The organism is Sphingomonas sp. Ant H11, assembly GCF_000797515.1.
In the GTDB taxonomy this organism is placed as follows: domain Bacteria; phylum Pseudomonadota; class Alphaproteobacteria; order Sphingomonadales; family Sphingomonadaceae; genus Sphingomonas.
On the sequence record NZ_JSBN01000098.1, the window covers coordinates 165 to 26,083 of the forward strand.

23 protein-coding genes and 3 pseudogenes are annotated in these 25,919 nt (G+C 65.3%); 13 read left to right on the plus strand and 13 right to left on the minus strand.

What is annotated here, in order from left to right; genetic code table 11:
* Positions 1-77 precede the first annotated feature (77 nt).
* Together NW75_RS28360 and NW75_RS28365 are read left to right on the plus strand one after the other, a co-directional pair.
* Complete coding sequence (locus NW75_RS28360; protein ID WP_197057862.1) at positions 78-278, plus strand: hypothetical protein; 201 nt, start codon at positions 78-80, stop codon at positions 276-278.
* Positions 279-280: 2 nt separating this feature from the next.
* The gene (locus tag NW75_RS28365; RefSeq protein ID WP_197057864.1) at positions 281-493 is read left to right on the plus strand and encodes a hypothetical protein; all 213 of its coding nucleotides are present in this window, start codon (positions 281-283) and stop codon (positions 491-493) included.
* Positions 494-755: 262 nt separating this feature from the next.
* Here the strand turns inward: NW75_RS28365 and NW75_RS16750 are convergent.
* The 11 genes and pseudogenes from NW75_RS16750 to NW75_RS16800 all read right to left on the minus strand — a co-directional run.
* Positions 756-3,299 (minus strand): annotated as a pseudogene (locus NW75_RS16750) (strawberry notch-like NTP hydrolase domain-containing protein); the annotation flags it as partial.
* A 102-nt stretch (positions 3,300-3,401) separates the two neighbouring features.
* Positions 3,402-3,590: a hypothetical protein gene (locus NW75_RS24625; RefSeq protein WP_137903075.1), complete on the minus strand. Its 189-nt coding sequence runs from the start codon at positions 3,588-3,590 to the stop codon at positions 3,402-3,404.
* A gap of 225 nt (positions 3,591-3,815) precedes the next feature.
* Positions 3,816-4,082: a metal-sensing transcriptional repressor gene (locus tag NW75_RS16760; protein ID WP_033966329.1), complete on the minus strand. Its 267-nt coding sequence runs from the start codon at positions 4,080-4,082 to the stop codon at positions 3,816-3,818.
* Positions 4,083-4,093: 11 nt separating this feature from the next.
* Complete coding sequence (locus NW75_RS16765) at positions 4,094-4,951, minus strand: nickel/cobalt efflux transporter (protein ID WP_033966303.1); 858 nt, start codon at positions 4,949-4,951, stop codon at positions 4,094-4,096.
* Positions 4,952-5,115: 164 nt separating this feature from the next.
* Positions 5,116-5,562, minus strand: coding sequence for a DUF305 domain-containing protein (locus tag NW75_RS16770; protein ID WP_033966305.1), 447 nt, complete (start codon positions 5,560-5,562; stop codon positions 5,116-5,118).
* Between the two features lie 42 nt (positions 5,563-5,604).
* Positions 5,605-6,180, minus strand: coding sequence for a c-type cytochrome (locus NW75_RS16775; protein WP_033966306.1), 576 nt, complete (start codon positions 6,178-6,180; stop codon positions 5,605-5,607).
* 40 nt (positions 6,181-6,220) lie between these two features.
* The gene (locus tag NW75_RS16780) at positions 6,221-7,411 is read right to left on the minus strand and encodes a copper resistance protein B (RefSeq protein WP_033966308.1); all 1,191 of its coding nucleotides are present in this window, start codon (positions 7,409-7,411) and stop codon (positions 6,221-6,223) included.
* Positions 7,408-9,316: pseudogene (locus NW75_RS23970) on the minus strand (copper resistance system multicopper oxidase). Before NW75_RS23970 ends, NW75_RS16780 begins: the two are co-directional and overlap by 4 nt.
* Before the next feature lie 131 nt (positions 9,317-9,447).
* The gene (locus tag NW75_RS16790) at positions 9,448-10,017 is read right to left on the minus strand and encodes an RNA polymerase sigma factor (protein ID WP_033966309.1); all 570 of its coding nucleotides are present in this window, start codon (positions 10,015-10,017) and stop codon (positions 9,448-9,450) included.
* Entirely contained in the window at positions 10,014-10,454 is a 441-nt protein-coding gene (locus NW75_RS16795) for a periplasmic heavy metal sensor (protein WP_033966310.1), read from the minus strand. Before NW75_RS16795 ends, NW75_RS16790 begins: the two co-directional genes overlap by 4 nt.
* A complete protein-coding gene (locus NW75_RS16800) occupies positions 10,451-10,729 on the minus strand; it encodes a hypothetical protein (protein WP_033966311.1) in 279 nt (92 codons plus the stop codon). Before NW75_RS16800 ends, NW75_RS16795 begins: the two co-directional genes overlap by 4 nt.
* Before the next feature lie 164 nt (positions 10,730-10,893).
* On the opposite strand from NW75_RS16800, the gene copC reads away from it, so the two are divergent.
* From copC to NW75_RS16855, 11 genes and pseudogenes are all read left to right on the plus strand, one after another.
* A complete protein-coding gene (gene copC, locus NW75_RS16805; protein ID WP_033966312.1) occupies positions 10,894-11,265 on the plus strand; it encodes a copper homeostasis periplasmic binding protein CopC in 372 nt (123 codons plus the stop codon).
* Positions 11,266-12,201, plus strand: a complete 936-nt coding sequence (copD, locus tag NW75_RS16810; protein ID WP_033966313.1) for a copper homeostasis membrane protein CopD — start codon at positions 11,266-11,268, stop codon at positions 12,199-12,201.
* Positions 12,202-12,227: 26 nt separating this feature from the next.
* Entirely contained in the window at positions 12,228-12,833 is a 606-nt protein-coding gene (locus NW75_RS16815) for a class I SAM-dependent methyltransferase (RefSeq protein ID WP_231565268.1), read from the plus strand.
* A gap of 162 nt (positions 12,834-12,995) precedes the next feature.
* Positions 12,996-15,348, plus strand: a pseudogene (locus tag NW75_RS16820) (heavy metal translocating P-type ATPase).
* Positions 15,345-15,737 (plus strand): Cu(I)-responsive transcriptional regulator, encoded by a 393-nt coding sequence (gene cueR, locus NW75_RS16825; protein ID WP_033966314.1) that lies wholly within the window; start codon positions 15,345-15,347, stop codon positions 15,735-15,737. Before NW75_RS16820 ends, cueR begins: the two are co-directional and overlap by 4 nt.
* A 72-nt stretch (positions 15,738-15,809) precedes the next feature.
* On the plus strand, positions 15,810-16,178 hold the full coding sequence (locus NW75_RS16830) for a hypothetical protein (RefSeq protein ID WP_033966315.1): 369 nt from the start codon (positions 15,810-15,812) through the stop codon (positions 16,176-16,178).
* Between the two features lie 96 nt (positions 16,179-16,274).
* Positions 16,275-16,577, plus strand: coding sequence for a hypothetical protein (locus NW75_RS16835; protein WP_033966316.1), 303 nt, complete (start codon positions 16,275-16,277; stop codon positions 16,575-16,577).
* Positions 16,578-16,711: 134 nt separating this feature from the next.
* Positions 16,712-17,941 (plus strand): TolC family protein, encoded by a 1,230-nt coding sequence (locus NW75_RS16840; RefSeq protein ID WP_033966317.1) that lies wholly within the window; start codon positions 16,712-16,714, stop codon positions 17,939-17,941.
* Between the two features lie 160 nt (positions 17,942-18,101).
* Positions 18,102-19,427: an efflux RND transporter periplasmic adaptor subunit gene (locus tag NW75_RS16845; protein ID WP_231565269.1), complete on the plus strand. Its 1,326-nt coding sequence runs from the start codon at positions 18,102-18,104 to the stop codon at positions 19,425-19,427.
* Positions 19,424-22,561, plus strand: a complete 3,138-nt coding sequence (locus NW75_RS16850) for an efflux RND transporter permease subunit (RefSeq protein WP_033966320.1) — start codon at positions 19,424-19,426, stop codon at positions 22,559-22,561. Before NW75_RS16845 ends, NW75_RS16850 begins: the two co-directional genes overlap by 4 nt.
* Positions 22,562-22,578: 17 nt before the next feature.
* Positions 22,579-22,968, plus strand: a complete 390-nt coding sequence (locus NW75_RS16855) for a copper-binding protein (RefSeq protein WP_033966321.1) — start codon at positions 22,579-22,581, stop codon at positions 22,966-22,968.
* A 45-nt stretch (positions 22,969-23,013) separates the two neighbouring features.
* Here NW75_RS16855 and NW75_RS16860 read toward each other — a convergent pair whose 3' ends face one another.
* Together NW75_RS16860 and NW75_RS16865 are read right to left on the minus strand one after the other, a co-directional pair.
* Positions 23,014-23,886: an undecaprenyl-diphosphate phosphatase gene (locus NW75_RS16860; RefSeq protein ID WP_033966323.1), complete on the minus strand. Its 873-nt coding sequence runs from the start codon at positions 23,884-23,886 to the stop codon at positions 23,014-23,016.
* A 32-nt stretch (positions 23,887-23,918) separates the two neighbouring features.
* Complete coding sequence (locus NW75_RS16865) at positions 23,919-25,880, minus strand: FTR1 family protein (RefSeq protein WP_033966324.1); 1,962 nt, start codon at positions 25,878-25,880, stop codon at positions 23,919-23,921.
* Positions 25,881-25,919: the final 39 nt, after the last annotated feature.

Here is a 25,919-nt window from a genome sequence, read left to right on the forward strand (position 1 = left end):
CCGAGCGCTCGCCGCCGCCGCTTCGCGCCCGAGGCAACAAGCTTGCCTCGCTTGCGCCAGACCGGACATCGACAATCATGCGCGCCGTACTGGTCGATGATCGTGTCATCGATATCGGCCCATTGTCGTCGCGCAATGCGAAGCCAGGCCGCGAAATGCTCGGCCTCGGATCGATAGGACTGGGCCGGTCCTTGCGCGAGTTGCAAGCGATCGATCCCATCGAAATAGTCGGCGAGGTGCCGTGGCAGATCGTCGATCCCGTCTCGACACCGACGTAGCCTTGATCCTCCAGGAAGCGGACGAAGCGCCTGACTCGCGCTGCAATGTCCGCCTTATAGACTGGCTGCTGCGCCGAATACCGGTGGCAACGGCACCGATGCTTCTCGAACCGCCGAACGGTCCGATCGTCGATCGTGCGGATCGCGATCCCATGCAGTTCCATCCAATGCAGGAAATGACGGGCCGCAGCGCCAAACAGAATCGCACTGCCTGACCTCTCGTCGAGCGACAGAGAGGAGAGGAATGCGGTGAGTAGAGCGTCGTGACTGGGCGGGTCTTCGACCCGGAGCCGGGCCGCTCGAAACGACAATAATGATCTTGATCGCATGTTGGTTCCTTCGACTTGTTCAGGTCGAGGGAACCGTAATTATCTGGAGTGAAATCATGGAAAACCGAAGGAAACCTGCGTCTCTCGCCGCCACGCTCGACATAAACTGCGACTGCAAAGAAGCCGTGTAATGTGGAGCTCCACATTACACATATTCGCGCGGCGTGATGTCCACGGATACGTCGTCCCATTCGTCGGTCGGGATCTCGGCCAGGCGGCGCTCCTGCAGCGCCTCGCCGGTCGAGACGATCTGGATGACGGCGGCGTGTCCGGCGGCGAGATCGCGTTCGATGCTCGCAACGACGCTGGGCGTCTGCATCGCGGTGATGAGGTGGTTGAAGAAGCGCTGCTTGGCCTGCTCGAACGCTGATCGCGCCGCCGCCTTGGCCTGCCGGTTCAGCGTGCCATGCGCCGCGCTGGTGATGCCCGACGCCTGCATGGCCGCATCGAGATTGTTGTGGATGATCTGGAACGCGCCGGCATAGGCGTCATAGATCCGGATCTGCTCGGGGGTCAGCCGATGCTCCAGCATCTCATATTCCACGCCGTCGAACGACAGCGAACGCGCGGCATAGAGGCCGAGGGCCTTCAAGTCGCGGGCGAGCACTTCCATCGCGGCGACCCCGCCATTCTCGATGGCGGCGACGAATTCGCCGCGCGTCGCGAAGGGGAAATCCTCGCCGCCCCACAGGCCGAGCCGTTGGGCATAGGCGAGGTTCGGGACGGCGGTGGCGCCGGTCGCCGAGACATAGACGATGCGGGCATTAGGCAGCGCCTGTTGGAGGCGAAGGCCAGCGCGTCCCTGCTGCGAAGGCGCGACGTCGCCGCGCGCGCCCTTGCCGCCCGCGGCATTGGCCATGGCGTGCGCCTCGTCGAACACGATCACGCCGTCGAAATCACGACCGAGCCATTCGACGATCTGCTCGACGCGGCTCGCCTTGCCGCCGCGTTCCTGCGAGCGCAGCGTTGCGTAGGTCGTGAACAGCACGCCTTCGTCGAGCCGGATCGGCGTGCCCTGCCGATAGCGCGACAGCGGCGTCACCAACAGGCGCTCCTGGCCCAGCGCCGTCCAGTCGCGCTGGGCGTCCTCCAGCAGGCGATCCGAGACGGACATCCAGACCGCGCGGCGACGGCCTTTCAGCCAATTGTCGAGGATGATGCCGGCGACCTGACGGCCTTTGCCCGCACCGGTGCCGTCACCAAGAAACCAGCCGCGCCGGAAGCGGAAGGCATTATCGTCGTCCTCGGCCGCCGCCTTCACGACTTCCCAGGTCTCATCGACGCCCCAGGCGCGGAGAGAAATCCCGAATGGGCCTCGCCGGCGTAGATGATCGATTCGAGCTGTGCGTCGGACAGGATGCCGATCGACGCGAGGATGGTGGGCAGATGGGGACGATAGCTTGGCTTCGGCGGCGCGACAGAGGCCATCGCCGCCGACTGAACCAGAGGTGTCGGATGCGGCTTTGCGCCTGGGATGCGCAACGATTGGAGCGTGTAAGGCTCGTAGATGCTGTCGCCGAGCGACCGGTGGGCGGCGTCCAGTCGGCCGTCTCATAAATGAGTTCGGGCGCATCGGCATCGAGAGCGGAATCCGGCGTGACGATGGGCCGAGCAATCGCCGTCCATCGCGCTGGCGCGCGCCCGGCCGCGATCGGCAAGGCGGTCGCCGGAGCGGGCGTGGTGGGGTGACGCGGCGGCACCTGGGTCTGGACCCAGCGGAGCAGCGTTGCCGTGTCCGGCGCAAGACCGGCGCTGGCCGGGAAGATCGCCGGATCGTCGGCGGGCAGCTTGTCGATGACCGTCAGTCGCGTTTTCGATGCTGGTGCCGTGCTTCGCATAGACATTGCCGGCGATCGCGGCGGTGAAAACGATTCGGCCGGTCTCCTGTATTGCGACGAAGGCATCGCGCCACGCGGGGACATCTGGCGAGCAGTTCGCGCCGGTGATCGCGACCAGCCGGCCACCGAGCTCGAGCCGTGCCAGCGCTGAGGCGATGTGGCGCAGCGCCGCGTCTTTTATCTTCTGGTCGACATGGGCGACCGCCGAGAATGGCGGGTTCATCAAGACGACAGTTGGACGGACGGTCTCAGGAAGCCGATCGTCGATCGTAGCAGCGTCGTGGCGGCTGACCGCGATCTCGGGAAATAGAAGGCTGAGTAGCACCGCACGCACTTCGGCCAGCTCGTTGAGCGCGAGGTCTGCGCCTGACAGCGCGGCATGGACGGCCAGCATGCCGGTGCCGGCAGACGGCTCCAGCACGCGATCGCCGCTGTGCGCCGAGGCAGCCGTCGCGGCAACAAATGCAAGCCCGGGGGGCGTCGAGAATTGTTGCAAGGCCTGCGCGGATTCGGATCGGCGGGTGTGGGTGGGAAAGAGCGCGGCAATGCGTTCGATCATCGCGAGCGCACTCGGTGCTGCACGCGAGATGATCGCGGCCCCATATCGGCGCAGGAACAGGATTTCTGCCGCCTCGCAGACATCATAGGCGGTTTTCCAGTCCCAGATCCCTTCGGCGTCTGTGCCACCGAAGGAGGCCGTCATCGCCTCGCGCAGCGCTGCGGTCTCGACCGGACGGCCGGCTTCCAGCATCGGAAGGAGATACCGCGCGGTGGCCAAGATTGCGGCGGCCCGCGCGGCGAAGCCCGCCGCGGCCGGGGGCTGACGCGGCGCCTTGCGCCGCGTCGGATAGGATGTGAGGCACTGGGAGGGTCTCCGGGAGAGCGGGAAAGAGCCGAGCCCGCCGGACGCTCTCTCTAACCGCCAGGCTCACCCGTTCCCGGCACGCCTCTCCCTCTCACGGGATGTCGAAATCCTCAGCGAGACCGAGTTCCTTCAGCCTCGCGAAATCATCCTCGCGCACGATCTCATAGTCGTTCGACCGATTGCCGTAGTGGCCGTTCCAGACCGCGCCGAGGCTCGCCCACCAGCCGTCCGGCCAGACTGCAATATCGTCGACACTGTAAGGGGGCGCGTTACTCGTCATGGTCCTTCTCCGGTTCTTGCGCGGGGCCATTCCCGCCGATGCCCAGAGGAGGGTGCCGAGCGAGGCCTTCACCGAGGAACTGAGGGGAACCCGTTCACGGGTTGAAGGCACGAGGACGCGCACCTTATTGGGCATCGATCGGACGGGATGGGTCGCGTGAAGATAGTGGGTAGGTGCCCTAACCGCGTCCGCGTCAACTGCGCGCTCGTGACAAGGCGCAAGCCGTCACAAATATTTGGCGAGTTCTCCCAGCTTCGCCAGTTCACCCCGCATCGCTTGCGGTAGCGGACCGATGACATCTTCGAGATGATGCTCGATATGATCGGTCACCAACAAGGTCTTGGTCTTGTCGATCGCCGCGATCACCGCCTGCATCTGCTGGGCGATCTGAAGGCCGTCTCGCCCTTCGGCGACCATCTCGATGATCTTGGCCAAATGCCCTTGCGCGCGCTTGAGCCGGTTGAGGAGATCGGGGTTGGCGGCATGACTCATGGGAACCTCCTTCAGCGCGGCAACGCCATCCAACCATGAACGGCAACGTAGAGCCCGACCAGCAGGATCACACCGCCTGACAAGAAGGGCGCTTTGCGCACAAGCTCGCCAAAACCCGACCAGCGCTTCGAGACCTGCCGCACGCTGATCGCAGCAATAACGCCCGACACCACCATGGTGATCGCAAGTCCGATGCTGAAACACAGCACCAGCACGGCGCCCAGGGTCAGTCTTTTCAATTGTAGGCAGAGCAGCAGGACGGTGATCGCACCAGGGCAAGGGATGAGTCCGCCGGTAAGGCCGAACACGATGATCTGCCCTGTAGTGACGTTGCTGTCGGCGAACCTGCGCCGGATATCGTCGGCATGGGCAAGCTCGTGGGCATCGGCATAGCCTCCGGTCGAGACTTCGAGCCCGTGCCCGCCCAAATTCTGATCAAGATCGCCATGGGCATGGCTATGATCATGGTGATGCCCGTCATGGTTATGATGATGCCCATGATCGTGGTGATGCTCGGCCGCTAATTGTTCGCGGCGTGTCCGCCATAACATCCAGCCCGCGATGGCGATGATCATGACACCGGAGGCGAGCTGGAAATAGGGCTCTGTCGTCTCGGCGTTGAGATTGCCGAACAGCCACATGCCGCCTAGCGCGACGATCCAGACCACCGCTGTGTGGGATGCTGTCGCGGCAAGGCCGAGAAGGACGGCCTGGCGCACCGTACCCCGGACGGCGATGATGAACGCCGCCATCATGGTCTTGGAATGCCCCGGCTCTAGCCCGTGCAAAGCGCCAAGCAGAATGGCGGTGGGAATGAACAGCCAGGCGTGCGCGGTGCTTTGCTGAAGAAGATCGGTGAGGGATGTCATGCCGAGCCGCTAGCAGATCAACAGGCTTTATCCTATCCCCCCAGAGAGGATATGGTCTGAACTGGTTCAAGTCGCACGTTTGGGCACCGAAGCCCTGTGGATCTGCCGGCCGCCAAATCAAGACTGATTGCCGAAGCGTCACGCGATCGGCGCAGGTCTCTGCCTCACATCCGTGCGAGAATGCGCTTCATCTGATTGATCTCTTCGCGCTGCGACTTGATGATCTGTCCGCAAAGCGCGACGACCTCGGGATCCTTGACTGGTGCTTTGGTACACATCAGCACCGCGCCCGAATGGTGCGGAATCATTGAGCGTAGGAATGCGCGGTCGCCGATCGTGGCCTGTGTGCGGATCAGCGCGAAGCAGCCGAGAAAAATCACGGCCGATGCGGTCAGCAGCGCGGCATTGACGGCTTTGGAAGGAAACATGTGCTTCATCGCGAGGATCATCAGCACCACCATCGGCGCGACCATCATCAGCGTCATGTATAACATATTGAGATTGTTGTAGAAGCTGCCAAGATTGTCGATCATCACGAACATCACCAAGTACATGATGATCCCGCTGACGATCGTTTGCAGCGCGAGACTGGCATAGGCGTTCTTCTTCATCGCTCTTTCTCCGTTCGGGTTCGCCCACCCCTGTCGCGGTGCTCATTTCATGCCGGGCATATCCTTCATCATCTCGTCATGGTCCTCGGGCGCGCTGGCGACGAGGCGCTTATATTCCTCGGGCGACATGCCCGGCAGGCGGCGCACGAACGCGACCATGTCCCAGATCAACGGATCGGGATGGGTTTTGCCCCAGGCCGGCATGGCGCTCAGCTTGACCCCGTGCTTGATGATCCAGAATTGCTCGCCTGCGCTCAGGTCCTGCGGCTTGGCCAGTTCGGGGGCTTGCGGATAGAGACCCTGGCTCAGTTCCGATCGCTCAACGCCGGGGCCGAGATGGCAACTCGAACACATCTCGGCATAGAGGCCCGCGCCCGCGGCGATGCGCTGCGGTGCGTTCAAGTCGGCCGGCGGCGTGATGCCGTGGGCATGAACCGCAATCGAGCGATCGCGCAGGCTTTCGAGAAGCGAATAGACCGCCGGTGTGTGGGGCGCGTCGGCTGCGATGTTGTAGATACCGAAATAGACGAATGCAGCGGTGGCGAGCAGCAGCAGCGCGATCGACGCGCCTGTAAAGGAGAGGCTCGGTAAGTGATGCCGCATCTTCTCTCTGTCCATCCCCTTGTTCCTCAATTCGCCCGGGCACCGGAATGCGGATTCAGAACCAGAACCGCACGCCGGCGACGAAGCTCGTGGTTGTCGGATCCTTGCCGTCGGCGCGCGCGAAGTCGGCGGTACGGCCTGTCTTCGCTTGATAAGAAACGCCGACATAGGGCGCGAACTGTCGGCTGACCTCATAGCGCAGGCGCAAACCCAGCTCGGCATCGGTGAGACCGGAGCCGAGCCTGATTTCGGGCACGTCCTGCGCCGACAGATTGAATTCGACGCGCGGCTGCAGGATCAGCCGCTGCGTGAGGCGCTGGTCGTAATAGCCTTCGAGCCGCCCGAGCACCTCGCCCTTGTTGCTGAGAAACAGCGCACCTTCGACCTCGAACATATAGGGCGCGAGACCTTCGAACCCGACCGTCGCATAGGTCCGTGTCGGGCTGGGCTGAAAGTCGTGACGCACGCCCGCTTGTACGTTGAAATAGGGTCCGATCGCGCGGCTGTAGAGCGCTTGAACCTCGGCGCTCTCAACGCTTTCGCGGAACGCGCCTTCGCCCTCGGACTTCAACCATAGCCGGTTTATATCGCCGCCGACCCAAGCTTCGCCGTCCCAGCGATAGCCGTCACGGCCGGCACGCGCCTGAACCTCGGCGAGGTTGAACATCACCTGATAGAGCGTCTGGCCGCCCTGCTCGCGCATCATCGCGGCGCGCGATCGGCTCATGTCAGACGCCGGAAAAAAGCGATCGGCGTAATGATCCATCGGCGGCGGGGGTGCTGGCGCGTCGCCGGCGGGGAGCCCGGTTCCGGTCTGGACCATGCCGGGCGTCGTCATTCCCGGCATGGACGACATGTCGTGAGCGCGGTGATCGCTCGACATGTCCATCCCGGGCATCGACTGCGGACCTTCCGGCGGCGTGGCCTTGGCCCCAGCGGCGGGCTTGTCCCCCATGCCCGGCATTGCGGACATGGAGGTTGTCGAATCCGGTTTGGCCGCCGGCATGGCCATGCTTCGCATAGCATCCGCGGCGGGGGCCGGCGCGCGGCGCGGTGCGGGTCTGCGCGTGGCCTTTTTGGCGGCCTTCTTCTCGACCGGCTTTTTAGCGGCCGGCCTGGCAGCCGCAGCCTTTTTGGCCGGCGCGGGCATCTTCATGCCAGGCATGCCCGGCATGTCCTGTGCCGATGCGGGCATGCCGAGCGCAAGCGCGGTGGTGGCTGCGAACGCGGCGAGCAGCCGGTTCATGCCGCGTCTCCGCGCGGGCGCACGCTGACGGTGCGCATCATGCCCGCGTGCATGTGATAAAGGAGGTGGCAGTGGAACGCCCAATCGCCGACCGCGTCCGCCGTGAAATCCCAGGTCACCTTGCCGCCCGGCTGGACGATGACGGTATGCTTGCGGGGGGCATGATCGCCATGCCCGGTGACCAGCTCGAAGAAATGGCCGTGGATATGGATCGGGTGCGCCATCATGCTGTCGTTGATAAGGTTGATCCGGACGCGCTCGCCCTCGATGAAGGGGATCGGCTCCATGTGATCCGACATCTTCACCCCGTCGAACGACCACATGAACCGCTCCATGTTACCGGTCAGGTGAATGTCGAGGCTACGCCCCGGCGCGCGGACGTCGGGATTGCGGGTCAGCGCCATCAGATCCTTGTAGACGAGTACCTTGTGGCCGACATCCTCGAGCCCCTGGCCAGGCTCCCCGGTCCGGTCGATAGGCATCGGCGCGATCGTCTGCACGCCCGGGCCCTTCTTCACCTGGGGCGCGTTTGCGAAATCGCGCATCTTCATGGACCCCATGTCCATGGTCCCCATCGATCCCATGTCCATGCCGCCCGTCTTGGAATGGTCCATCCCGGCCATGTCGCTCGACGCCATGCCGGGCATCGAAGATGGCGCAGCCGGCATTGCCGTGGCGCCGGGCGTCGCGAGCTTCGCCGAGGGGTTCTGCTCGGCTGAAGGGTCGATGCCACGCGGCGGCGTCATCCCCCCCGGACATGTTCATGCCCTCCATTCCGGGCATGCTCGACATGTCCATCCCCATATCCTTCATCGTCGCCAGCGGCCGCTTGCGTAAAGGTGGCACCTCGGCCGCCATGCCGGCACGCGGCGCCAGCGTACCCCGCGCCATCCCTGAGCGATCGACCGCCTCGCCGACCAAAGCATAGGCGCGATCATCAGGTGGGATCACGATGGCATCATAGGTTTCGGCGACGCCGATCTGGAACTCGTCGACCTCGACCGGCATCACATTCTGCCCGTCGGCCTGGATGATGCTGAGCTTGAGTCCCGGAATGCGGACGTTGAACGTGGTCATCGAAGACGCATTGATGAAGCGCAGCCGCACGCGCTGGCCGGGCGTGAAAAGCGCGGTCCAATTGTCTCGCGGGCCGTGGCCATTGACGAGATAGGTGTAGGCGGCGCCGGTCGTATCGGAGATGTCGGTGGGGTCCATTCGCATGCGGCCCCAGTCCATCCGGTCCTTGAGCGTCTGGTCTCGGCCGGCGAGCAGGCCGGCAAGCGTCTGCTTCTGGAAATTGAGGTTGCCGGGATCGACCTTCATGCGGCGAAAGATGGCCTCCGGGGAGATTGGGCTGTGATCCGAAAGCACGATGACATGCTCGCGGTCTGACGCGATCGGGTCGGTCCCGGTGGGATCGATAACGATCGGCCCGTAATGGCCGAGCTGCTCCTGGAGCCCCGAATGGCTGTGATACCAATAGGTGCCCGACTGGCGGATCGGGAATTCATAGGTGAAGGTGGAGCGCGGCTTGATGCCGGGAAAAGACAAGCCGGGGACGCCGTCGAACTGGGTGGGCACGAGCAGCCCGTGCCAGTGGATCGAGCTGTCCTCGTCGAGATCGTTGACGACGTGGAGCCGGACGTTCTGGCCTTCGCGCAAGCGGATAAGCGGCGCCGGTACGGTGCCGTTGATGCCGATCGCCTTGGATGCGCGCCCGTCGATCATCATCGTCTGGCGCGCGATCTTGAGCGTGATGTCCTCGCCCGAGACCATCGGCAGCGGCGCGGTGAGCCCCGGCGACACGCTTTGCGCCCAAGCGGGCATCCAGGCCGCGAGCGCAAGGCCGCCTCCCGTCAGCGTCGCGCCGCGCAATAGCTGACGGCGGTTCATCGGTTCGCTCATGGTCATTCCCGGTTTTCGGATCTGCGACAGCACGTTCGAAAGGCACTACGCAGCGCAAGCAGCCAGCCCTCGCGTCGTTTTCAAAAAAGTCAGATGGGGTTTGACACCGTGTCAGGGTCAAGAGCGGGGATTCATTGATCCTTGAGGCGCTCGGTGAGCCTGGCCCGTGCCCGGCGCACGCGGGTTTCGACGGCTTTCTCGCTGATCGAAAGCGTCGCGGCGGTCTCGGCCTGGCTCATATCCTGGAGCGTGCGCAGCACTAGGGGCTCACGCAACGCGGCGGGCAAGTCGGCGATCTCGCGCGCGACCCGCGCCATTTCCTGGCGGCCGGCGACTTCGGCATCGGGCAGACTGCGGTCGTCGGCGACGCGGCTGGCGCTCTCCTCCAGCGGAAGCGCGAAGGCGAACAGGCGCCGCACTGCGCGCCGCCGCCGCCAGTCGCGGCATTTGTTGAGCGCGATGGTGGCGAGCCAGCGTCGCATCGGCCGGTCGGTGTCGTAGCGCGCGAGCGCCCGATGCGCGGAGACGAAGCTTTCCTGGACGAGGTCGAGCGCCTCGTCGGCATCGCCAATATTGCCGGCGATGATGCGATAGACGGGCTCGCGATAGCGGCGCATGATCTCGGCAAAGGCGGTGTCGCGTCCGGCGATACTGAGCGCAGCCAGTTCGCCGTCGCTCAAACTGGTGAGATCGAGCGTCACCGTGCGTCGACGGTCAGCGCCTTCACCACCGCCTGATCGAATTTGGCCGCCTGATCGGGGCGGAGAATCTGCCGCATCGCAAAGATATGCGCGAGCGTCTCCTTCTGAAGTTCGCCCATCGCCATGTGCGACGCGTCCACCGCAGCGGCAACCTGCGGGCCATTGCCATGCTCGGCCTGGATCGCGCCGGCGAGCCGTGCATTGGCAGCGCGTAGCTCGAGTTCGAGCGCGCGGCGCCGGAGCGCGAAGCGCTGCTCGAGGGCGTCGAGCCGGGCTTCCTGGCCTGCGTCGAGCTTGAGCTGATGGTGGAGCACCTCATGAAGCTCGGTACCCTCACCCCGAGGTGCCGGGATCAGCGTGCGGCCCAGATACACCCCCGGCGATGCGGCGAGGAACGCCGCCAGCGCGATCACGATCGTCCAGCGCAGCGGCTTCACCGGCTCGCCATCAGCAGCGTCGAGGGGGCGAGCGGGCTCGATGGTCCGAACGGCGATAGAGTATTCGGCGCTGCCGACGCCCCGGGGCTGCCGGTGGCAACGCCCAGCATCAGGGCGGCAAGGGCGACAGCCGCGCCCATGCCGATGCCCTGAAGCGGCGTGGCCGCCACGCGTTCGTGCAGCCGCTCCAGCACCGCGCCTTCGATCGACGCGAGTCCCGGATGTGCCGGCATGGCCGAAAGCCGCCGCAGGGCTGCATCCAAATCCTGTTCCATGGTCTTCTCCGCTCGCCCCTTTCTCGCTCTTACGCGCGAGGCGGCGCAATCCCTCAAAAAAGCAGCCGCAGGGCCGGAGATTTCGTGGGGCTGTCGATGAGGGTTGCGCGCGAAAGATGCGTATTCCTGATTGCCGGCGCCTTGCCGGCCTCGGAGAATTGCTCATGCGTTTTGCACCTATCGTCGCCGCGGCGCTGCTTGTCGCGCCCGTCGCCGCCTATGCTCACCCCAAGCTCGTATCCGCCACGCCCGCGCCCAATGCGGTGGCCGCGCCGACTGCGCGCCTCCAACTGGTCTTTTCCGAAGGACTCGTTGCCCAATTTTCGGGCGCGGACCTCGTCATGACCGAAATGCCCGGCATGAAGATGAACGCGCCGATGAAGATGCCGGCCACGGCAGCGCTCGGCGCCGACGGCAAGACGCTCGTCGTTACGCTTCCCAAGGCGCTGCCGGCCGGCAGCTACACGCTCAGCTATCATGTCGTGTCGACCGACACACACCGCGTCGAGGGCAGCTACAGCTTCAAGGTCAAGTAAATGTTCGACGCGAGCGCGGTGATCCTCAGACTCGGGCTGTATCTCGACCTGATGGCGCTCTTCGGCATCGCCGCGTTCGCACTCTATGCACTGCGCGGCGACGAACGGCGCTTCGACGGCGCGATCGCCCTGGGTCCATGGCTTTGGGTCAGCACTGTCCTGGGAACGCTCTTGTCGCTTGGCGGCCTGCTCATGCTCGCCGCCGGGATGGCGGGCGTCTCGCTCGCGTCGGTCGATCTCGCGTCGGTCGAGTTGATCGTCGGCGCGACCAGCGTCGGCGCGGCCTGGATCGTGCGCATGGCCATGCTCCTGCTCGCGTTCGTCGCCGTTCTCGCGCTCCGCCGCCGGCCGGCACCCGCCTTGTCGCTCGTGGCGGGGGCCGGAGCGATCGCACTGGCCAGTCTAGCCTGGGGCGGCCACGGCGCCATGGACGAAGGTGCTGTGGGCTGGGTCCATCTGACTGCGGATATCGGCCATCTGCTTGCGGCCGGCATCTGGGTCGGCGCGCTACTCGCGCTGTTACTACTGGTGTTCCGGCGGCAAGATCTGGTCGATCGCGACCACCTCATCCTGTCGCACCGCGCGCTGGCCGGATTCTCGCTGGTCGGCACGCTCACAGTCGCGGCGATCATCCTCTCGGGGCTGGTCAATAGCTGGCTGCTGATCGGGCCTGCCAACATCCTCAAGCTGCCGTCGAGCCTGTACGGCCAGTTGCTCATTGCCAAGCTGCTCCTGTTCGGTGCGATGGCGGCGCTCGCAGCGACCAATCGTTTCAGATTGGTCCCGCAATTCGAACGGTCGCTCCCGTCGGCCGACCATAGAGCGGCGCTCCGCGCGCTCCGGCGCAGCCTGGCCATCGAAACCGGTTGCGCGGTCGCCGTGCTGGCGCTGGTCGCGTGGCTGGGAACGCTCGAACCACCCATGTCCGCAATGTGAACGCGGTACCGGAAGGAAAGACGAAGATGCCCGAACGCGACGCAAGCGCAGGCGCACAAGACCCGCCGACGTTCACACCTCCGCTCGGGACGGGCGACACCGAAGACTATGACCGCGCGATCCGTATCTGGACGCGCGAGCTGCGCTGGCGTGGCGCCATGCTCGACTTGCTCGCGCCCTGCGCGGGCGAGACGATCGCCGATGTCGGATGCGGAACCGGCAGCTTTGCGATTCTGCTCAAGAAGCAGCACCCCGAAGTGGAGGTCATCGCAATCGATCCCGATGCACAGGCGCTGGACATCGCGCGCAACAAGGCAAGCCGCGCGGGCGTCGAGATCGACTGGCGCCAAGGCTTCGCCGACACGCTTCCCCCGCAAGATGCCGATGCGGTCACATCCAGCCTCGTGTTCCACCAGGTCCCGCTTGCCGGCAAGCGAAGCGGCTTGGTGGCGATGTACCACGCGCTGAAACCGGGTGGGCGCCTCGTCCTTGCCGATTACGGGCGCCAAGGGGGCCTGATGCGGCTCCTGTTCCGGCTCACCGTCCAACGACTCGACGGCGTCAAAGACACCCAGCCCAACGCCGATGGCGTCCTTCCCGGCCTGATCGCCGACGTCGCTTCGCCGGAGTGACCGAGCGCCAGCGCATTCATACGATGACCGGCACGATCGAAATTCTCACCGCGGACAAGCGCTGAACGGCACGCGTCAGTCCGACAGGCTGCCGAATCAATTAGGGTCTTGACCCTGACATGATGTCAAGCTCCACACAGACTCGCATCGGAGGACCGTCAGATGAACCATGCCGACCACCATGCGCATCCCGGAAGCGATTGCTGCGCCGGCGACGCCAGAAACGAAGGCAAGGTGAAGGACCTGGTCTGCGGCATGACCGTGGACCCTGAGACCACGCCGCATCAGGCGTCGCATGACGACCAGGACTATCATTTCTGCAGCGCGGGCTGCCGGACCAAATTCGTCGCGAACCCGCAAGCTTATCTAGGTGATCGGCGCCCTGCGCCCGCCGTCAATCCGGGAGCGATCTGGACCTGTCCGATGCACCCGCAGATCCGCCGCGAAGGGCCGGGCACTTGCCCGATCTGCGGCATGGCGCTCGAACCCGAAGAGCCCTCGCTCAACGACGCGCCCAACCCCGAGCTCATCGACTTCACGCGACGATTCTGGGTGTCTGCGGTTCTGTGCGCGCCGCTGCTTGGCGTTTCGATGGGCGCCGAGATGCTTGGCATCCATCTCGTGGATCCGATGTGGTCGCCCTGGGTGCAACTGCTGCTGACGGCGCCGATCGTGTTGTGGGGCGGATTGCCCTTCTTTGAGCGCGGCTGGGCATCGCTCAGGACCCGACACTACAATATGTTCACGCTGATCGCGATCGGCGTCGGCGCGGCATTCCTCTACAGCCTGGTCGCAACGGTCGCGCCCGGCCTCTTGCCGCCGAGCTTCCGTGAACATGGCGCGATGGTGCCGGTCTATTATGAAGCGGCCGGCGTGGTCGTGACACTGGTCCTGCTCGGCCAGCTGCTCGAGCTCCGCGCCCGCGCGGCGACCGGACGCGCGATCCGCGCGCTGCTCGACCTTGCGCCCAAGACGGCGCGGCGGCTCGATGCCGACGGTATCGAGCGCGAGGTGGCGCTGGCCGAAATTGCCGTCGGCGACAAGCTGCGCGTCCGGCCCGGCGAAGCCATTCCGGTTGACGGCGTGGTGATCGAGGGCCGCTCCTCGGTCGACGAATCGATGCTGACCGGCGAGCCCGCACCAGTGCTCAAGGAAGCGCAGGCCCAGGTCACCGGCGGCACGGTCAACGGCACCGGGAGCCTGGTGATCGACGCGCAGGCGATCGGTTCCGACACCGTACTCGCCCGGATCGTCAAGATGGTGGCGCAGGCGCAGCGCAGTCGTGCGCCGATCCAGACGGTGGCGGATCGCGTCTCGGGCTGGTTCGTGCCGCTGGTCGTCGTAGTCGCGCTGGCCGCTTTTACGGTGTGGAACTTGGTTGGCCCCGAGCCGCGCTTCGGCCATGCGCTGCTGAACGCGATCGCGGTGCTGATCATCGCTTGTCCCTGCGCGCTCGGACTCGCGACACCGATGTCGATTATGGTCGGCACCGGGCGCGGCGCGCATGCCGGCGTGCTGGTCAAGAATGCCGAGGCGCTGCAGGCGCTGGAAAAGGTCGACACGCTGGTGATCGACAAGACCGGGACGCTGACCGAGGGCAAGCCCAGGCTGATCGCCGCCGAGGCGCTCGGCGACCTAGGCGAAGACGCACTGATCGCCGCTGCGGCGGCGGTCGAGAGCCGTTCGGAGCATCCGCTGGCGCGTGCGATCGTCGAGGCGGCCGAAGCCAGGAAGCTCACGTTGGAGCCGCTCGAAAATTTCGAATCGCAGACCGGCCTCGGCATTAGCGGCCGCGTCGGCGGTCGTGCGGTGGTCGTCGGCAATGCCGCGCAGATGCGGCGTGTCGGCGTCGACCCGGCCGCGCTCGACAAGGCGGCGGAGGCGCATCGGGCAGAGGGCGCCGGCGTCATGCTGGTGGCGATCGATGGGCGCCTCGCCGGCCTCATCGCGGTTGCCGATCCGCTCAAGGAATCCGCGCGCGCCGCGATCGCGGAGCTGCACCGTGACGGGCTCAGGATCGTAATGCTGACCGGCGACAGCCGGGGGAACGGCGGAGGCAATCGCGCGCCAGATCGGCGGGATCGATGAAGTCCATGCCGATCTCAAGCCCGACGACAAGGCGCAGATCGTCGGTGAGCTCAAGGCGAAGGGCGCGACAGTGGCGATGGCCGGCGACGGCATCAACGATGCGCCCGCGCTCGCCGCGGCCGATGTTGGCGTGGCGATGGGCACCGGCACGGATGTCGCGATCGAGAGCGCAGGCATGACGCTGACCAAGGGCGACCTGGCGGCGATGGTGCGCGCGCGGCGGCTCGCACACGCGACGATGGGCAATATCCGCCAGAATTTGTTCTTCTCGTTTCTGTTCAATGGGATCGGCGTGCCGGTCGCGGCGGGCGTGCTCTATCCGGTCGCAGGCATATTGATGTCACCGATGTTTGCGGGCGCGGCGATGGCGCTGTCGAGCTTCACGGTGGTATTGAACGCGCTCCGGCTAAATAGGGTCAAGCTGTGAACATCGGCCAGGCCTCGGAGGCGAGCGGCGTGTCGCAGCGGATGATCCGTCACTATGAAAAGATCGGGCTGATCCCGCACGCACCGCGTCGTGACAGCGGCTATCGCGACTATTCGCCGGCCGATCTCCACCGGCTGCACTTCATCGCCAATGCACGCGACCTGGGCTTTCCGATCGAGGAAATCCGCGTGCTGCTCGACTTGTGGAACGACCGGGGCCGATCAAGCGCGGAAGTGAAGGCGCTGGCGACCGCGCGAGCCGAGGAACTCCAGCGCAAGGCAGAAACACTAGAGGCGATGCGCCATACTTTGGTCGATCTGGCCGAGCGCTGCCATGGCGATGCACGGCCTGACTGCCCTATCATCGAAAGGCTCGCGCGCGATGGCTGATTCCGGCACCCGTAACCTTCTTCGCAGCCGCAACGAATTGACTCCCGTGGAAGGGAGGAGCATTTTCATACTGTGCTGAAGTTGCTGCGCCATCTCCTGTGCATTGGCATCCTGTTCGGCCTCGCCGGAAACGGGATAGCGGTCGCGGCGCCGTGCCTGTTGATGACGCAGGACCAGATCGCTTCCAATGCCGCCATGCCGGACTGCAAGATGGCAACCGGCTGCATGGACTGCGCGTCCAAAGCCGGTAAGACCGACAAGGGTTCCAAACCCGGCTGCATGGCAATGGCCGCGTGCAGCGCTGTGCTCGGCGTCAAAGATTCGGCCGCGCCGTCGACGGCCCAACTGACACCGATTGCCGGAGCGTTCTGGCCGACATCGGTCATCCTTACCGGCCACGACACCGGGCCTGAACCGGAACCACCCACCTTCCTTGCCTGACCTTCGCGCGCGGGTTCGCGCTTCCTGAAGCCCTGAGCGGCTGACGGAGCGCGCCGTAACCCGCGCCAGAGTGAATTTCAGACCAAGGATAGTATCATGAAAACGATCAACCTGTCGGCCGCGACGATCGCGGTCGCGCTTTCAACTCTCGCAATCACAGCACCCGCGTTCGCGCAGGGCGCCGCATCCAGCCAGGCCCAGGGTCACTATGAGTGGCAGCGGGCTCCGCAATATGGGCCGCGTGCGCCGTTGCAGGCACCGCGGCGTGTCTGGGTGCCAGATGCCACGCAGGTCGCAAGCTGCAACTGCGACATGATGAAGATGAGCAGCACTGCCGCCGCTAACTGCATGAAGGGAATGCCTGGCATGGCATCGCCTTCGGCCCCTTCGGCCGGCTAGGCACAGGTTCTGGCCGCTTCAGGTCGCATAGACGGCTAGGCCAGCAGTGGCGGCGGGATGCCCCCCATTCCGCCGCCACTGATGTGCCCGTCACTTGCGCGATGCCGGCCTGATCTCGCGATCAGGAGATTTCCATGCGATTGTTTCTATGTCTGCCGCTGCTCGCGGCGATTCCCGGCATTGCGTCCGCCGGGCCGCTCACCTTCGACGCTGCGCTCCAGCGCGCCCGGCAGGAAGCGCCGTCGCTCAAGGCCAAGGCGCTCGGCGCCGATGCCGCGCGTTCGGCACGCGGTGCGGCCGGTGCGCTGCCCGATCCGACGCTGGGCGTGAGTGTCGAGAGTTTCCCGATCTCGGGACCGCTCGCGTTTGAGCCGCAGCGGGACAATTTCACCATGGCGCGGGTCGGGGTATCCCAGGACATTCCCAATCTCGCCAAGCGCCATGCGCAACAGGCGCGCGCCGATAGCGACATCAAGGCGGCGGAGGCCGATACGGCAGTTGAGGCTCGCACCGTCGAAGTTGGCACCGCGCTCGCCTGGATCAACCTGGCCTATGCCGAGCGCAGGTTGGCCGCGCTCGACGACCTACTGTCACGGCTCCAGCGCGTGGTAGGGACCACGACCAGCGCGGTCGCTTCCGGCAACGCCCGGCCGGCGCAGACACTTGCCGGACAGCAGGCGGTCGCGGCGCTGCAGGATCGCCGCAGCGAACTGGTCTCGAACGTCGCGCGTGCGCGTGCGACATTGACCCGCTGGACGGGCGATCCGGCGCCTGAGATTGCCGGGCCGATTCCTGATTTTGCAGTCGATCCAGTTGCGCTTCGAGCGGGCCTGGATCGGCAACCAACCATCCGGATGATCGATGCCCAATCCGGCCAGGCGGATGCTGATGTTCGAATGGCCGATGCCGGCCGGCGCTCCGACTTCGGTGTCAACCTGGCCTACCAGCGCCGCGATCCCCGCTTCGGCGATTATGTCTCGGCAGGCGTGACCGTCAGTCTGCCCTTCTTCACCCGCAATCGTCAGAACGCCCAGATCGCCGAGGCCCAGGCTAATGCCGGGCGAATACTGGCCCAGCGCGAGGCGGCCCGACGGGCGCTCGCTGCCGACCTCGAAGCCGATCTTGCCGACCATGTCATGCATCACGAGCAATGGATGCGGGCACACGGCACGTTGCAACCGCTCGCCGAGCAGCGCGTCAAACTGGAAACCGCCAGTTACGCGGCAGGGCGCGCCAGCCTCGTGGATATCGCAGACGCCTACGCCGCGTTGGCGGACGCGACCCTGACCACCCTCGACCGCGAAGCTTTGGTTGCCGCCGATGGCGCCCGGCTGACTCTCACCTACCGGAGCGAAGAGCGATGAGCCTCATGATATCACCGCGCGCCGACTGGGTCTTGCCGCCGCAGCGCTCGCCCTCGTCGCCGGTGGCGCAGGCTATGGCATCGCCCATCTCGGCGGACATGAAGGCGCACCCGAGCAAACAGCCGATGCCGGCCGCAAACCGCTCTACTGGTATGACCCGATGGTGCCGTCGCAGCACTTCGACAAGCCAGGCAAATCGCCGTTCATGGATATGCAGCTCGTCCCCAAATATGCCGACGAGGGCGGGAGCGAGGCACCCGGCGTGCGGATCGATCCGGCCACGGCGCAGACGCTGGGGCTGCGCACGGTCGTCGTGCGGCGCGGCGAGCTGGCGAGCAGCCTGACCGCCACCGGCACGATCGATTTCAACCAGCGCGATGTCGCCATCGTCCAGACACGCGCAGGCGGATTCGTCCAACGGGTCTATGCCCGCGCGCCCGGCGACATCATCGGCGCCGGTGCCCCGCTTGCCGACCTGCTGGTGCCGGAATGGGGCGGCGCACAGGCCGAGTTTCTCGCGGTCCGCCGCGCCGGCAACGCGGCGCTGACCCAGGCGGCACGGCAACGGCTCATGCTGCTCGGCATGCCGGCAGGCACGATCGCTTCGGTCGAGCGGACGGGGCGGCCGCACAATGTCATCACGATCTCCACGCCGACCGGGGGCGTGATCAAGACACTGGATGTACGCGCTGGCATGACGATGACGGCAGGGCAGACACTCGCCGAGGTCAACGGCCTCGGCACGGTCTGGCTCAATGCCGCGGTGCCCGAGGCGATCGCCGGTCCGCTCAAACCCGGACAGACCGTGCAGGCCACGCTCGCGGCGTTCCCCGGCGAAACCATCTCCGGCCGCGTGGCCGCGATCCTGCCAGAGACCCAGGCCGACAGCCGCACGCTGACCGTCCGGATCGAGTTGCCCAATCGTGGCGGGCGCCTGCGTCCCGGCATGTTCGCGACCGTGTCGTTCGGCGGAGCCACGCAACCGGCGCTGCTGGTGCCGTCCGAAGCGCTGATCCGTACCGGCAAGCGGACATTGGTGATGCTCGCGCTCGACAAGGGGCGCTACCGGCCGGCCGAGGTGCAAACCGGAAGGGAGTCCGGTGACGACACCGAGATCCTCGCGGGCCTCAACGAAGGCGAAAAGATCGTCGCCTCGGGCCAATTCCTGATCGATTCCGAGGCCAGCCTGTCGGGTCTGCAGGCGCGCCCGATCGGCGGGACGACTCCGGCAGCGGCTGCCAAGCCCGCAGCTACCGCGGCGCTCTACGAGACCGTCGGCAAGATCGAGCAGATCACCGCTAATACGGTAACGCTGAGCCACGAACCAGTGCCGGCGATCGGCTGGCCGGCAATGACGATGACCTTCCAGCTTCCCGATCCGAAGATCGCGCGCGGCCTCAAGACCGGCGATCGAGTCCGTTTCGGGTTCGATCAACCTCCGGCCGGACCGACGGTGCGCCGCATGGCGAAAGTAGCAGGCCAGTGATCGCCCATCTCATCCGCTGGTCGGTCAGGAACCGCTTCTTCGTCTTGATCGGCGTACTGGCGCTCATTGGCGTGGGCGTCTGGGCGGTGCGATCGACCGCGATCGACGCGCTCCCCGATCTCTCCGACACGCAGGTCATCATCCGCACCAGCTACCCCGGCCAAGCGCCGCAGATCGTCGAGAACCAGGTCACGTATCCGCTGACCACGACCATGTTGTCGGTGCCCGGCGCCAAGACGGTGCGCGGCTACTCCTTCTTCGGCGACAGTTTCGTCTATGTGATCTTCGAGGACGGCACCGACCTCTATTGGGCACGCAGCCGCGTGCTCGAATATCTCAACCAGGTGCAGGGACGGCTGCCGGCAAGCGCCCGCAGCGCGCTCGGACCGGACGCCACCGGGGTCGGCTGGGTCTATGAATATGCGCTGGTCGACCGCACCGGCCGCCACGACCTGTCGCAGCTCCGCGGGATTCAGGACTGGTTCCTGCGCTACGAGCTGAAGACGGTGACCGGCGTCGCCGAGGTCGCCAGCATCGGCGGCATGGTCAAGCAGTATCAGGTGCTGCTCGATCCAGTGAAGCTGGCCGCTTATGGGATCACCCATCAGCAAGCGGTCCAGGCGATCAGCCAAGCCAACCAGGAAGCGGGCGGCTCGGTGCTGGAGATGGCCGAGGCCGAATATATGGTCCGCGCCTCGGGCTATCTGAAGACGCTCGACGACTTCCGGGCGATTCCGCTCAGGACCGCCGCCGGTGGCGTGCCCGTGCGTCTGGGTGATGTCGCCACGATCCAGATCGGTCCCGAGATGCGGCGCGGCATCGCCGAGCTGAACGGCGCGGGCGAGGTCGCCGGTGGCGTGGTGATCCTGCGTTCGGGCAAGAACGCGCGAGAAACGATCGCTGCGATCAAGGACAAGCTCACCGACCTGAAAAAGAGCTTGCCACCCGGCGTCGAGGTGGTGACGGTCTATGATCGTTCGCAGCTCATTGATCGCGCAGTCGACAATCTCACTCACAAACTGATCGAGGAGTTCATCGTCGTCGCGATCGTCTGCGGCCTGTTCCTCTGGCACGTCCGCTCGGCGCTGGTCGCGATCCTCACCCTTCCGCTTGGGGTGCTGGCGGCGTTCGTCGTCATGCGGTTCCAGGGGGTCAATGCCAACATCATGTCGTTGGGCGGCATCGCCATCGCGATCGGCGCGATGGTCGATGCCGCTGTCGTCATGATCGAGAATGCCCACAAGAAGATCGAGCGCTGGGAGCAGGATCACCCGGACAAGCATCTCGAGGGCGAGATGCGCTGGATCGTCATCACCGAAGCCGCCGCGGAGGTCGGCCCGGCGCTGTTCTTCAGCCTGCTGATCATCACGCTCTCCTTCATTCCCGTGTTTACACTCGAAGGACAGGAAGGGCGGCTGTTTGCGCCGCTCGCTTTCACCAAGACCTATGCGATGGCGTCGGCGGCGATCCTGTCGGTGACGCTGGTGCCGATCCTGATGGGTTTGCTGATCCGAGGGAGGATCCCGCCCGAGCAATCCAACCCGGTCAACCGCTGGCTCACCAATATCTACCGGCCCGCGATCGACTGGACGATGCGGCGACCGAAGACAGTGCTCCTGATCGCGGCGCTGGTCTTTGCGACCACGGCCTGGCCGCTCACCCGTCTCGGCGGCGAGTTCATGCCGAATATGGACGAAGGCGACCTGCTCTACATGCCGTCGGCACTGCCCGGGTTGTCGGCGGCGAAAGCCTCGCAACTGCTCCAGCAAACCGACCGGCTGATCAAGACCGTGCCCGAGGTTGAGAGCGTATTCGGCAAAGCCGGCCGTGCCGAGACCGCCACCGATCCGGCACCGCTGGAGATGTTCGAGACTACCATCCAGTTCAAGCCGCGCGATCAATGGCGGCCGGGGATGACGCCCGACAAGCTCGTTGAAGAACTGGACCGCACGGTGAAGCTCCCCGGCCTCGCCAATGTCTGGGTGCCGCCGATCCGCAACCGCATCGACATGCTCGCGACCGGCATCAAGAGCCCGATCGGGGTCAAGGTGTCGGGTGCCGATCTCGTCCAGCTCGACCGTATCGCCCATGACGTCGAGACGGTGGCGAAGACCGTGCCCGGCGTCAGTTCGGCGCTCGCGGAGAGACTGACCGGTGGGCGCTATGTCGATGTCGACATCGATCGCGCTGCCGCCGCCCGGTTCGGGCTCAACATCACCGATGTGCAGGCGATCGTCTCGGGTGCGATCGGTGGCGAGACGATCGGCGAAACGGTCGAAGGTTTAGCCCGCTATCCAATCAGCGTGCGCTATCCGCGCGAGCTGCGCGACAGCCTAGAGGGTTTGCGGGCACTGCCGGTCCTCACCCCTTCAGGCCAGCAAATAACGCTCGGTACGGTAGCGAACATATCGATCGCTGAAGGGCCGCCCATGCTCAAGACTGAGAATGCGCGGCCCTCGACCTGGGTCTATGTCGATGTGCGCGGACGCGACCTCGCCTCAGTCGTGGGCGATCTCCAGCGCGCGGTGGCGAAACAGGTAAAGCTCTCGCCGGGCGTCAGCATCGCCTATTCCGGCCAGTTCGAATATCTTGAGCGCGCCGTCGCTAAATTGAAGCTGGTCGTGCCCGCGACGCTGCTGATCATCTTCGTGCTGCTCTACATGATCTTCGGTCGGTTCGACGAGGCGGCCCTGATCATGGGTACGCTGCCGTTCGCGCTCACCGGCGGGATCTGGACGCTCTATTTGCTCGGCTTCAACCAGTCGGTCGCGACCGGGGTCGGGTTCATCGCACTCGCCGGCGTTTCGGCGGAGTTCGGCGTGGTGATGCTGATCTATCTGAAGAACGCGCTTGAGGAGCGGGACGCCAATCCGGATGCAGCCGAGGTAAAAGCCGCGGTGCGCGAAGGCGCGCTGCTTCGCGTCCGGCCCAAGGCAATGACCGTCGCGGTGATCCTGGCCGGCCTGCTGCCGATCCTGCTCGGATCGGGGGCTGGCTCCGAGGTGATGAGCCGGATCGCCGCGCCGATGATCGGCGGGATGCTGACCGCGCCGCTGCTGTCGATGTTCGTCCTGCCCGCAGCCTATCTGCTGCTCCGCAAGCCGAAGACCAAGCCGACCCATCAACCCGTTTAATCTGCAAGGAGAAGACCATGCACTATGTACGACTGACCATTGCCCTCGGCTTCGTCGCCCTGACCGCTGCGTGCGGCAAGAAGGCGGAGACGCCCGTTGCGGCCGAGACCAACCAGGCGGCGCCTGCCGCAGCCATGAGCGGCGATATGGGCAATATGGCGATGGCAACCTCCACAACCTCGGCCATCAAGGCCAAGGGTCATGGCACGGTCACCGCGATCGACGAGACCGCAGGCACCATCACGCTCAACCATGGTCCGATCCCCGAAGCAAAATGGCCGGCGATGACGATGACGTTCAAGGCAGCACCCGCGATCACCGGTGCGGCAAAGGTAGGCGAGAAGGTCGATTTCGACGTCACACTTACCGGAAGCTCGGGAGAGGTTACCGGCGTTCACCCGCAATGACCGCTTCGGAGCCGGGATGGCTGACGCCATTCCGGCTCCGTGCTTTCAGGCCAGCGCGCCCCGCGCGATCATCGTGAGCAGGAGGATGCCGAGGGCGCCGCGATAGATGACGAAGGGCCACGCGGAGAAGCGCTCAAGGATTCGCATCAACGCCCAGATTGCCGCGAAGGCGGAGATTGAGGCCGTGAGCAAGCCCAGCCCCAGCACCGACCAGCCATGCAGGTCGAGCCCTGCCCGGTGGAGTTCCCACAGCTCCTTAAGCCCGGCAAGCGCGATCGCCGGGATACCCAGCAGGAAGGAGAAGCGCGCCGCCTCCTCGCGCTTGAAGCCGAGCGCCAAGGCAGCGGTGAGGGTCGAGCCCGACCGCGACACACCAGGAATCAAGGCACCTACCTGAGCAAGCCCGACCACAAGCGCATCGACAAGCGAGGAGTTCTCGACGGTACGCCGATGCCGTGCCGTGATCTCGGTCAGTGCCATCAGCAGCGCCATGCCAATACAGGCCCAGCCGATCACTGTGAGGCTGCGAAGCGGCGAAGCGCATTGGTTGAGGATGGTGCTGAGCGCGCCGCCGGCGATCACGATCGGAAGGGTGGCGAGCCCAATCCGCAGCGTCAGACGCAGGTCGGCGTCGTCAAAACGCCGCTGGGTGATAGCTGAGACGGAGCCACCTGCGAGCCGGATCACGTCCCTCCGAAAATAGCTGACTACCGCCACCAGGGCGGCAAGCTGCATCGCCGCCGAGAAAGCCGCGCCGGGGTCGCGCCAGCCCAGCAGTGCGGGAACGACGCGCATATGAGCTGTCGAGGATATCGGGAGCAGCTCGGTTATTCCCTGGACCAATCCCAGCCACGCGACCTTGGCATAACCAAGCGACACGAAGCCGGTATCGACGCCAGGCGAGCATGCGGCGGTCATAGGCTATCTTTCTCTGTATAGAGCGGACTGCCTCAGGACGCCCGCCGCCGATTGAACGAGAAACCGACGAATATCGCGGCGGCCATCGCAAACTGAGTCAGGATCGACTGCCAAGTCGGGAAGATGCCGAGCATCGAAAGGCGCGGCGCTGCCGCCAACGGCGCGATGTCGATGATCCCCGCCTCCTGAAGCGCCGCGACGCCCTTCCCGGCCAGGACAACCGTCAGCCCCGCCATCAACCACGAGCTGTAGGAGAAGAATTGGGCGATCGGCAACTGGCGGCTGTAGCGCAGCATGGCCCAGGCGATCACGCCTAGCAGCAATACCGCCGCGCCGGCACCCGCGAGCAACGCACCGCCATTACCCTGCGCCCAGAGCGCCGCGTAGAACAGGATCGTCTCGAACACCTCCCGGTATACGACCACGAAGGCGAGTCCGCACAAGACCCAAGCCGACCGACCGGATAGGGCATGCGCCATCTTGTCCCGGATGTAGCGTTGCCATTGATCGGCTTGCGCCTTGCCGTGCATCCAGATTCCGACCGACAGCAGCACCACGGCAGCGAACAGCGAGCCGAACCCTTCGGTCAGCTCGCGGCTCGCACCACTGATGCCGATCGCATAGGTAGCGACGAACCAGGTGAGCAGCCCTGCCGCGAGTGCGCCGGCCCAACCGCCATGGACATAGGGAAGAACCTCGGTGCGCTCAGCCTTTCGGAGAAAGGCGATCATGGCGACAATGATGAGCAGGGCTTCCAGCCCCTCGCGCAGCAGGATCGTGAACGCTCCCACAAACGTCGAGGCATTGCTGGACGCGCTTGGCGCCAAAGCCGCTTCGGCGTCGTCAAACAAGCCGTTCAGGACGAGCACACGATTCGCGAGATCCTCCACCGAAACACCCTGATCGATGGCGGCGCGATATTCGCCCATCTCACCCTCGATCCGGCTCAGCAATGTAGCGTCGCGTGCGCCTAGGGTGGGCTCGACCGGTTCGAACCCGTCGAGATAAGCGGAGAGTGCAATCTCTTTGGCGGCGCGACGATCCCCTTTGCGGAAGGCGTCGAGGCTGGCGGCGAGCTTTCCCCGAACCAGCGCCAGCGAAGCCGGGGCCTGCGCGACCTCCGCTTCCGGGTGTCGGCGCAGATAGGCCATCACCGCCAGCGCCGGCCGTTCGCCGATGCTCGACGCAAGCGCCGCCGGGGTGAGCGACACCAAAGTCTTGAGGTCAGGTATGCGCTGCCGAAGCGCCGAATCCGTCTTCCACAGGCGTTCGCCTTCGCGTGCCTGCGCATCGGTAAAGGCAAAGCTCCCGGCCCGCAGCGCGAGCGCCCAGCGATCTTCGCTTGGGAGATCGGCGAAGCTCTGCATGGCGGTCCCGTCAATGCCCTGGCCGATGACCTGATACAGCGCGAATATGCTTCGCTGGCGGGCGCGGGTCAGATCGGTGAAGGCGATCGGCGGGGTGCTGAGCTTGGCGGCATTCGGGCCATGCCCATCACCGGTCGCGCCGTGGCACACGGCGCAGGTCGTCTGGAACAATCCCTCGCCCCGTGGGAAGCTCGGCGGCGTGGCGGGGGCGAGCGGGACGGGATAGGCCTGGAGAAGGTCTGCCGCCAGTCCGTGCGCCAGTGTCGCGACTTCTTCGGGCGATCCCTTGCGGCCGATAACGGCCTGGAGGCGCGCGGCCCCCGACATCAATGCCGCGCGCTGCGGCGTGGACGGCAAGGTCCTGAGCCGCGCCGTCACGGATGCCGCGAATTCCGTCATCTCGGCATATTCAGAAGCGCTTTTTATCCGGCCTTCATCGACAGCGCCGCCATAGTCCACGGCCATATAGTCGAGCAGCCGCCAGGCGGTTTGCACGTCGTTCGGGTCGGCGGCCGGTGCCGCGCTCAGCCCGGCCGGTGTCGTGACGAGCCAAAAAAGTGCGATAACCGAGGCGAGGACGCGCCGAGCCGTTGCCGCTGAGAATCGGCGAAAAGGGAGGTAGGACATCGTTACGCCCTACAACCTCTAGTAGCTGTAGAAGCAAGA

Excerpts from the sequence above, each read along its gene's own strand:
- NW75_RS16865 (WP_033966324.1), bottom strand. The coding sequence starts at position 25,880 with ATGTCCTACCTCCCTTTTCGCCGATTCTCAGCGGCAACGGCTCGGCGC.
- NW75_RS16855 (WP_033966321.1), top strand. The coding sequence starts at position 22,579 with ATGCACTATGTACGACTGACCATTGCCCTCGGCTTCGTCGCCCTGACC.
- copD (WP_033966313.1), top strand. The coding sequence starts at position 11,266 with ATGTTCGACGCGAGCGCGGTGATCCTCAGACTCGGGCTGTATCTCGAC.
- NW75_RS16835 (WP_033966316.1), top strand. The coding sequence starts at position 16,275 with ATGAAAACGATCAACCTGTCGGCCGCGACGATCGCGGTCGCGCTTTCA.
- NW75_RS16800 (WP_033966311.1), bottom strand. The coding sequence starts at position 10,729 with ATGGAACAGGATTTGGATGCAGCCCTGCGGCGGCTTTCGGCCATGCCG.
- copC (WP_033966312.1), top strand. The coding sequence starts at position 10,894 with ATGCGTTTTGCACCTATCGTCGCCGCGGCGCTGCTTGTCGCGCCCGTC.
- NW75_RS16775 (WP_033966306.1), bottom strand. The coding sequence starts at position 6,180 with ATGGACAGAGAGAAGATGCGGCATCACTTACCGAGCCTCTCCTTTACA.
- NW75_RS16765 (WP_033966303.1), bottom strand. The coding sequence starts at position 4,951 with ATGACATCCCTCACCGATCTTCTTCAGCAAAGCACCGCGCACGCCTGG.
- NW75_RS16840 (WP_033966317.1), top strand. The coding sequence starts at position 16,712 with ATGCGATTGTTTCTATGTCTGCCGCTGCTCGCGGCGATTCCCGGCATT.
- NW75_RS16845 (WP_231565269.1), top strand. The coding sequence starts at position 18,102 with ATGGTGCCGTCGCAGCACTTCGACAAGCCAGGCAAATCGCCGTTCATG.
- NW75_RS24625 (WP_137903075.1), bottom strand. The coding sequence starts at position 3,590 with ATGACGAGTAACGCGCCCCCTTACAGTGTCGACGATATTGCAGTCTGG.
- NW75_RS16760 (WP_033966329.1), bottom strand. The coding sequence starts at position 4,082 with ATGAGTCATGCCGCCAACCCCGATCTCCTCAACCGGCTCAAGCGCGCG.
- NW75_RS16815 (WP_231565268.1), top strand. The coding sequence starts at position 12,228 with ATGCCCGAACGCGACGCAAGCGCAGGCGCACAAGACCCGCCGACGTTC.
- NW75_RS28360 (WP_197057862.1), top strand. The coding sequence starts at position 78 with ATGCGCGCCGTACTGGTCGATGATCGTGTCATCGATATCGGCCCATTG.
- NW75_RS16860 (WP_033966323.1), bottom strand. The coding sequence starts at position 23,886 with ATGACCGCCGCATGCTCGCCTGGCGTCGATACCGGCTTCGTGTCGCTT.
- NW75_RS16780 (WP_033966308.1), bottom strand. The coding sequence starts at position 7,411 with ATGAACCGGCTGCTCGCCGCGTTCGCAGCCACCACCGCGCTTGCGCTC.
- NW75_RS16770 (WP_033966305.1), bottom strand. The coding sequence starts at position 5,562 with ATGAAGAAGAACGCCTATGCCAGTCTCGCGCTGCAAACGATCGTCAGC.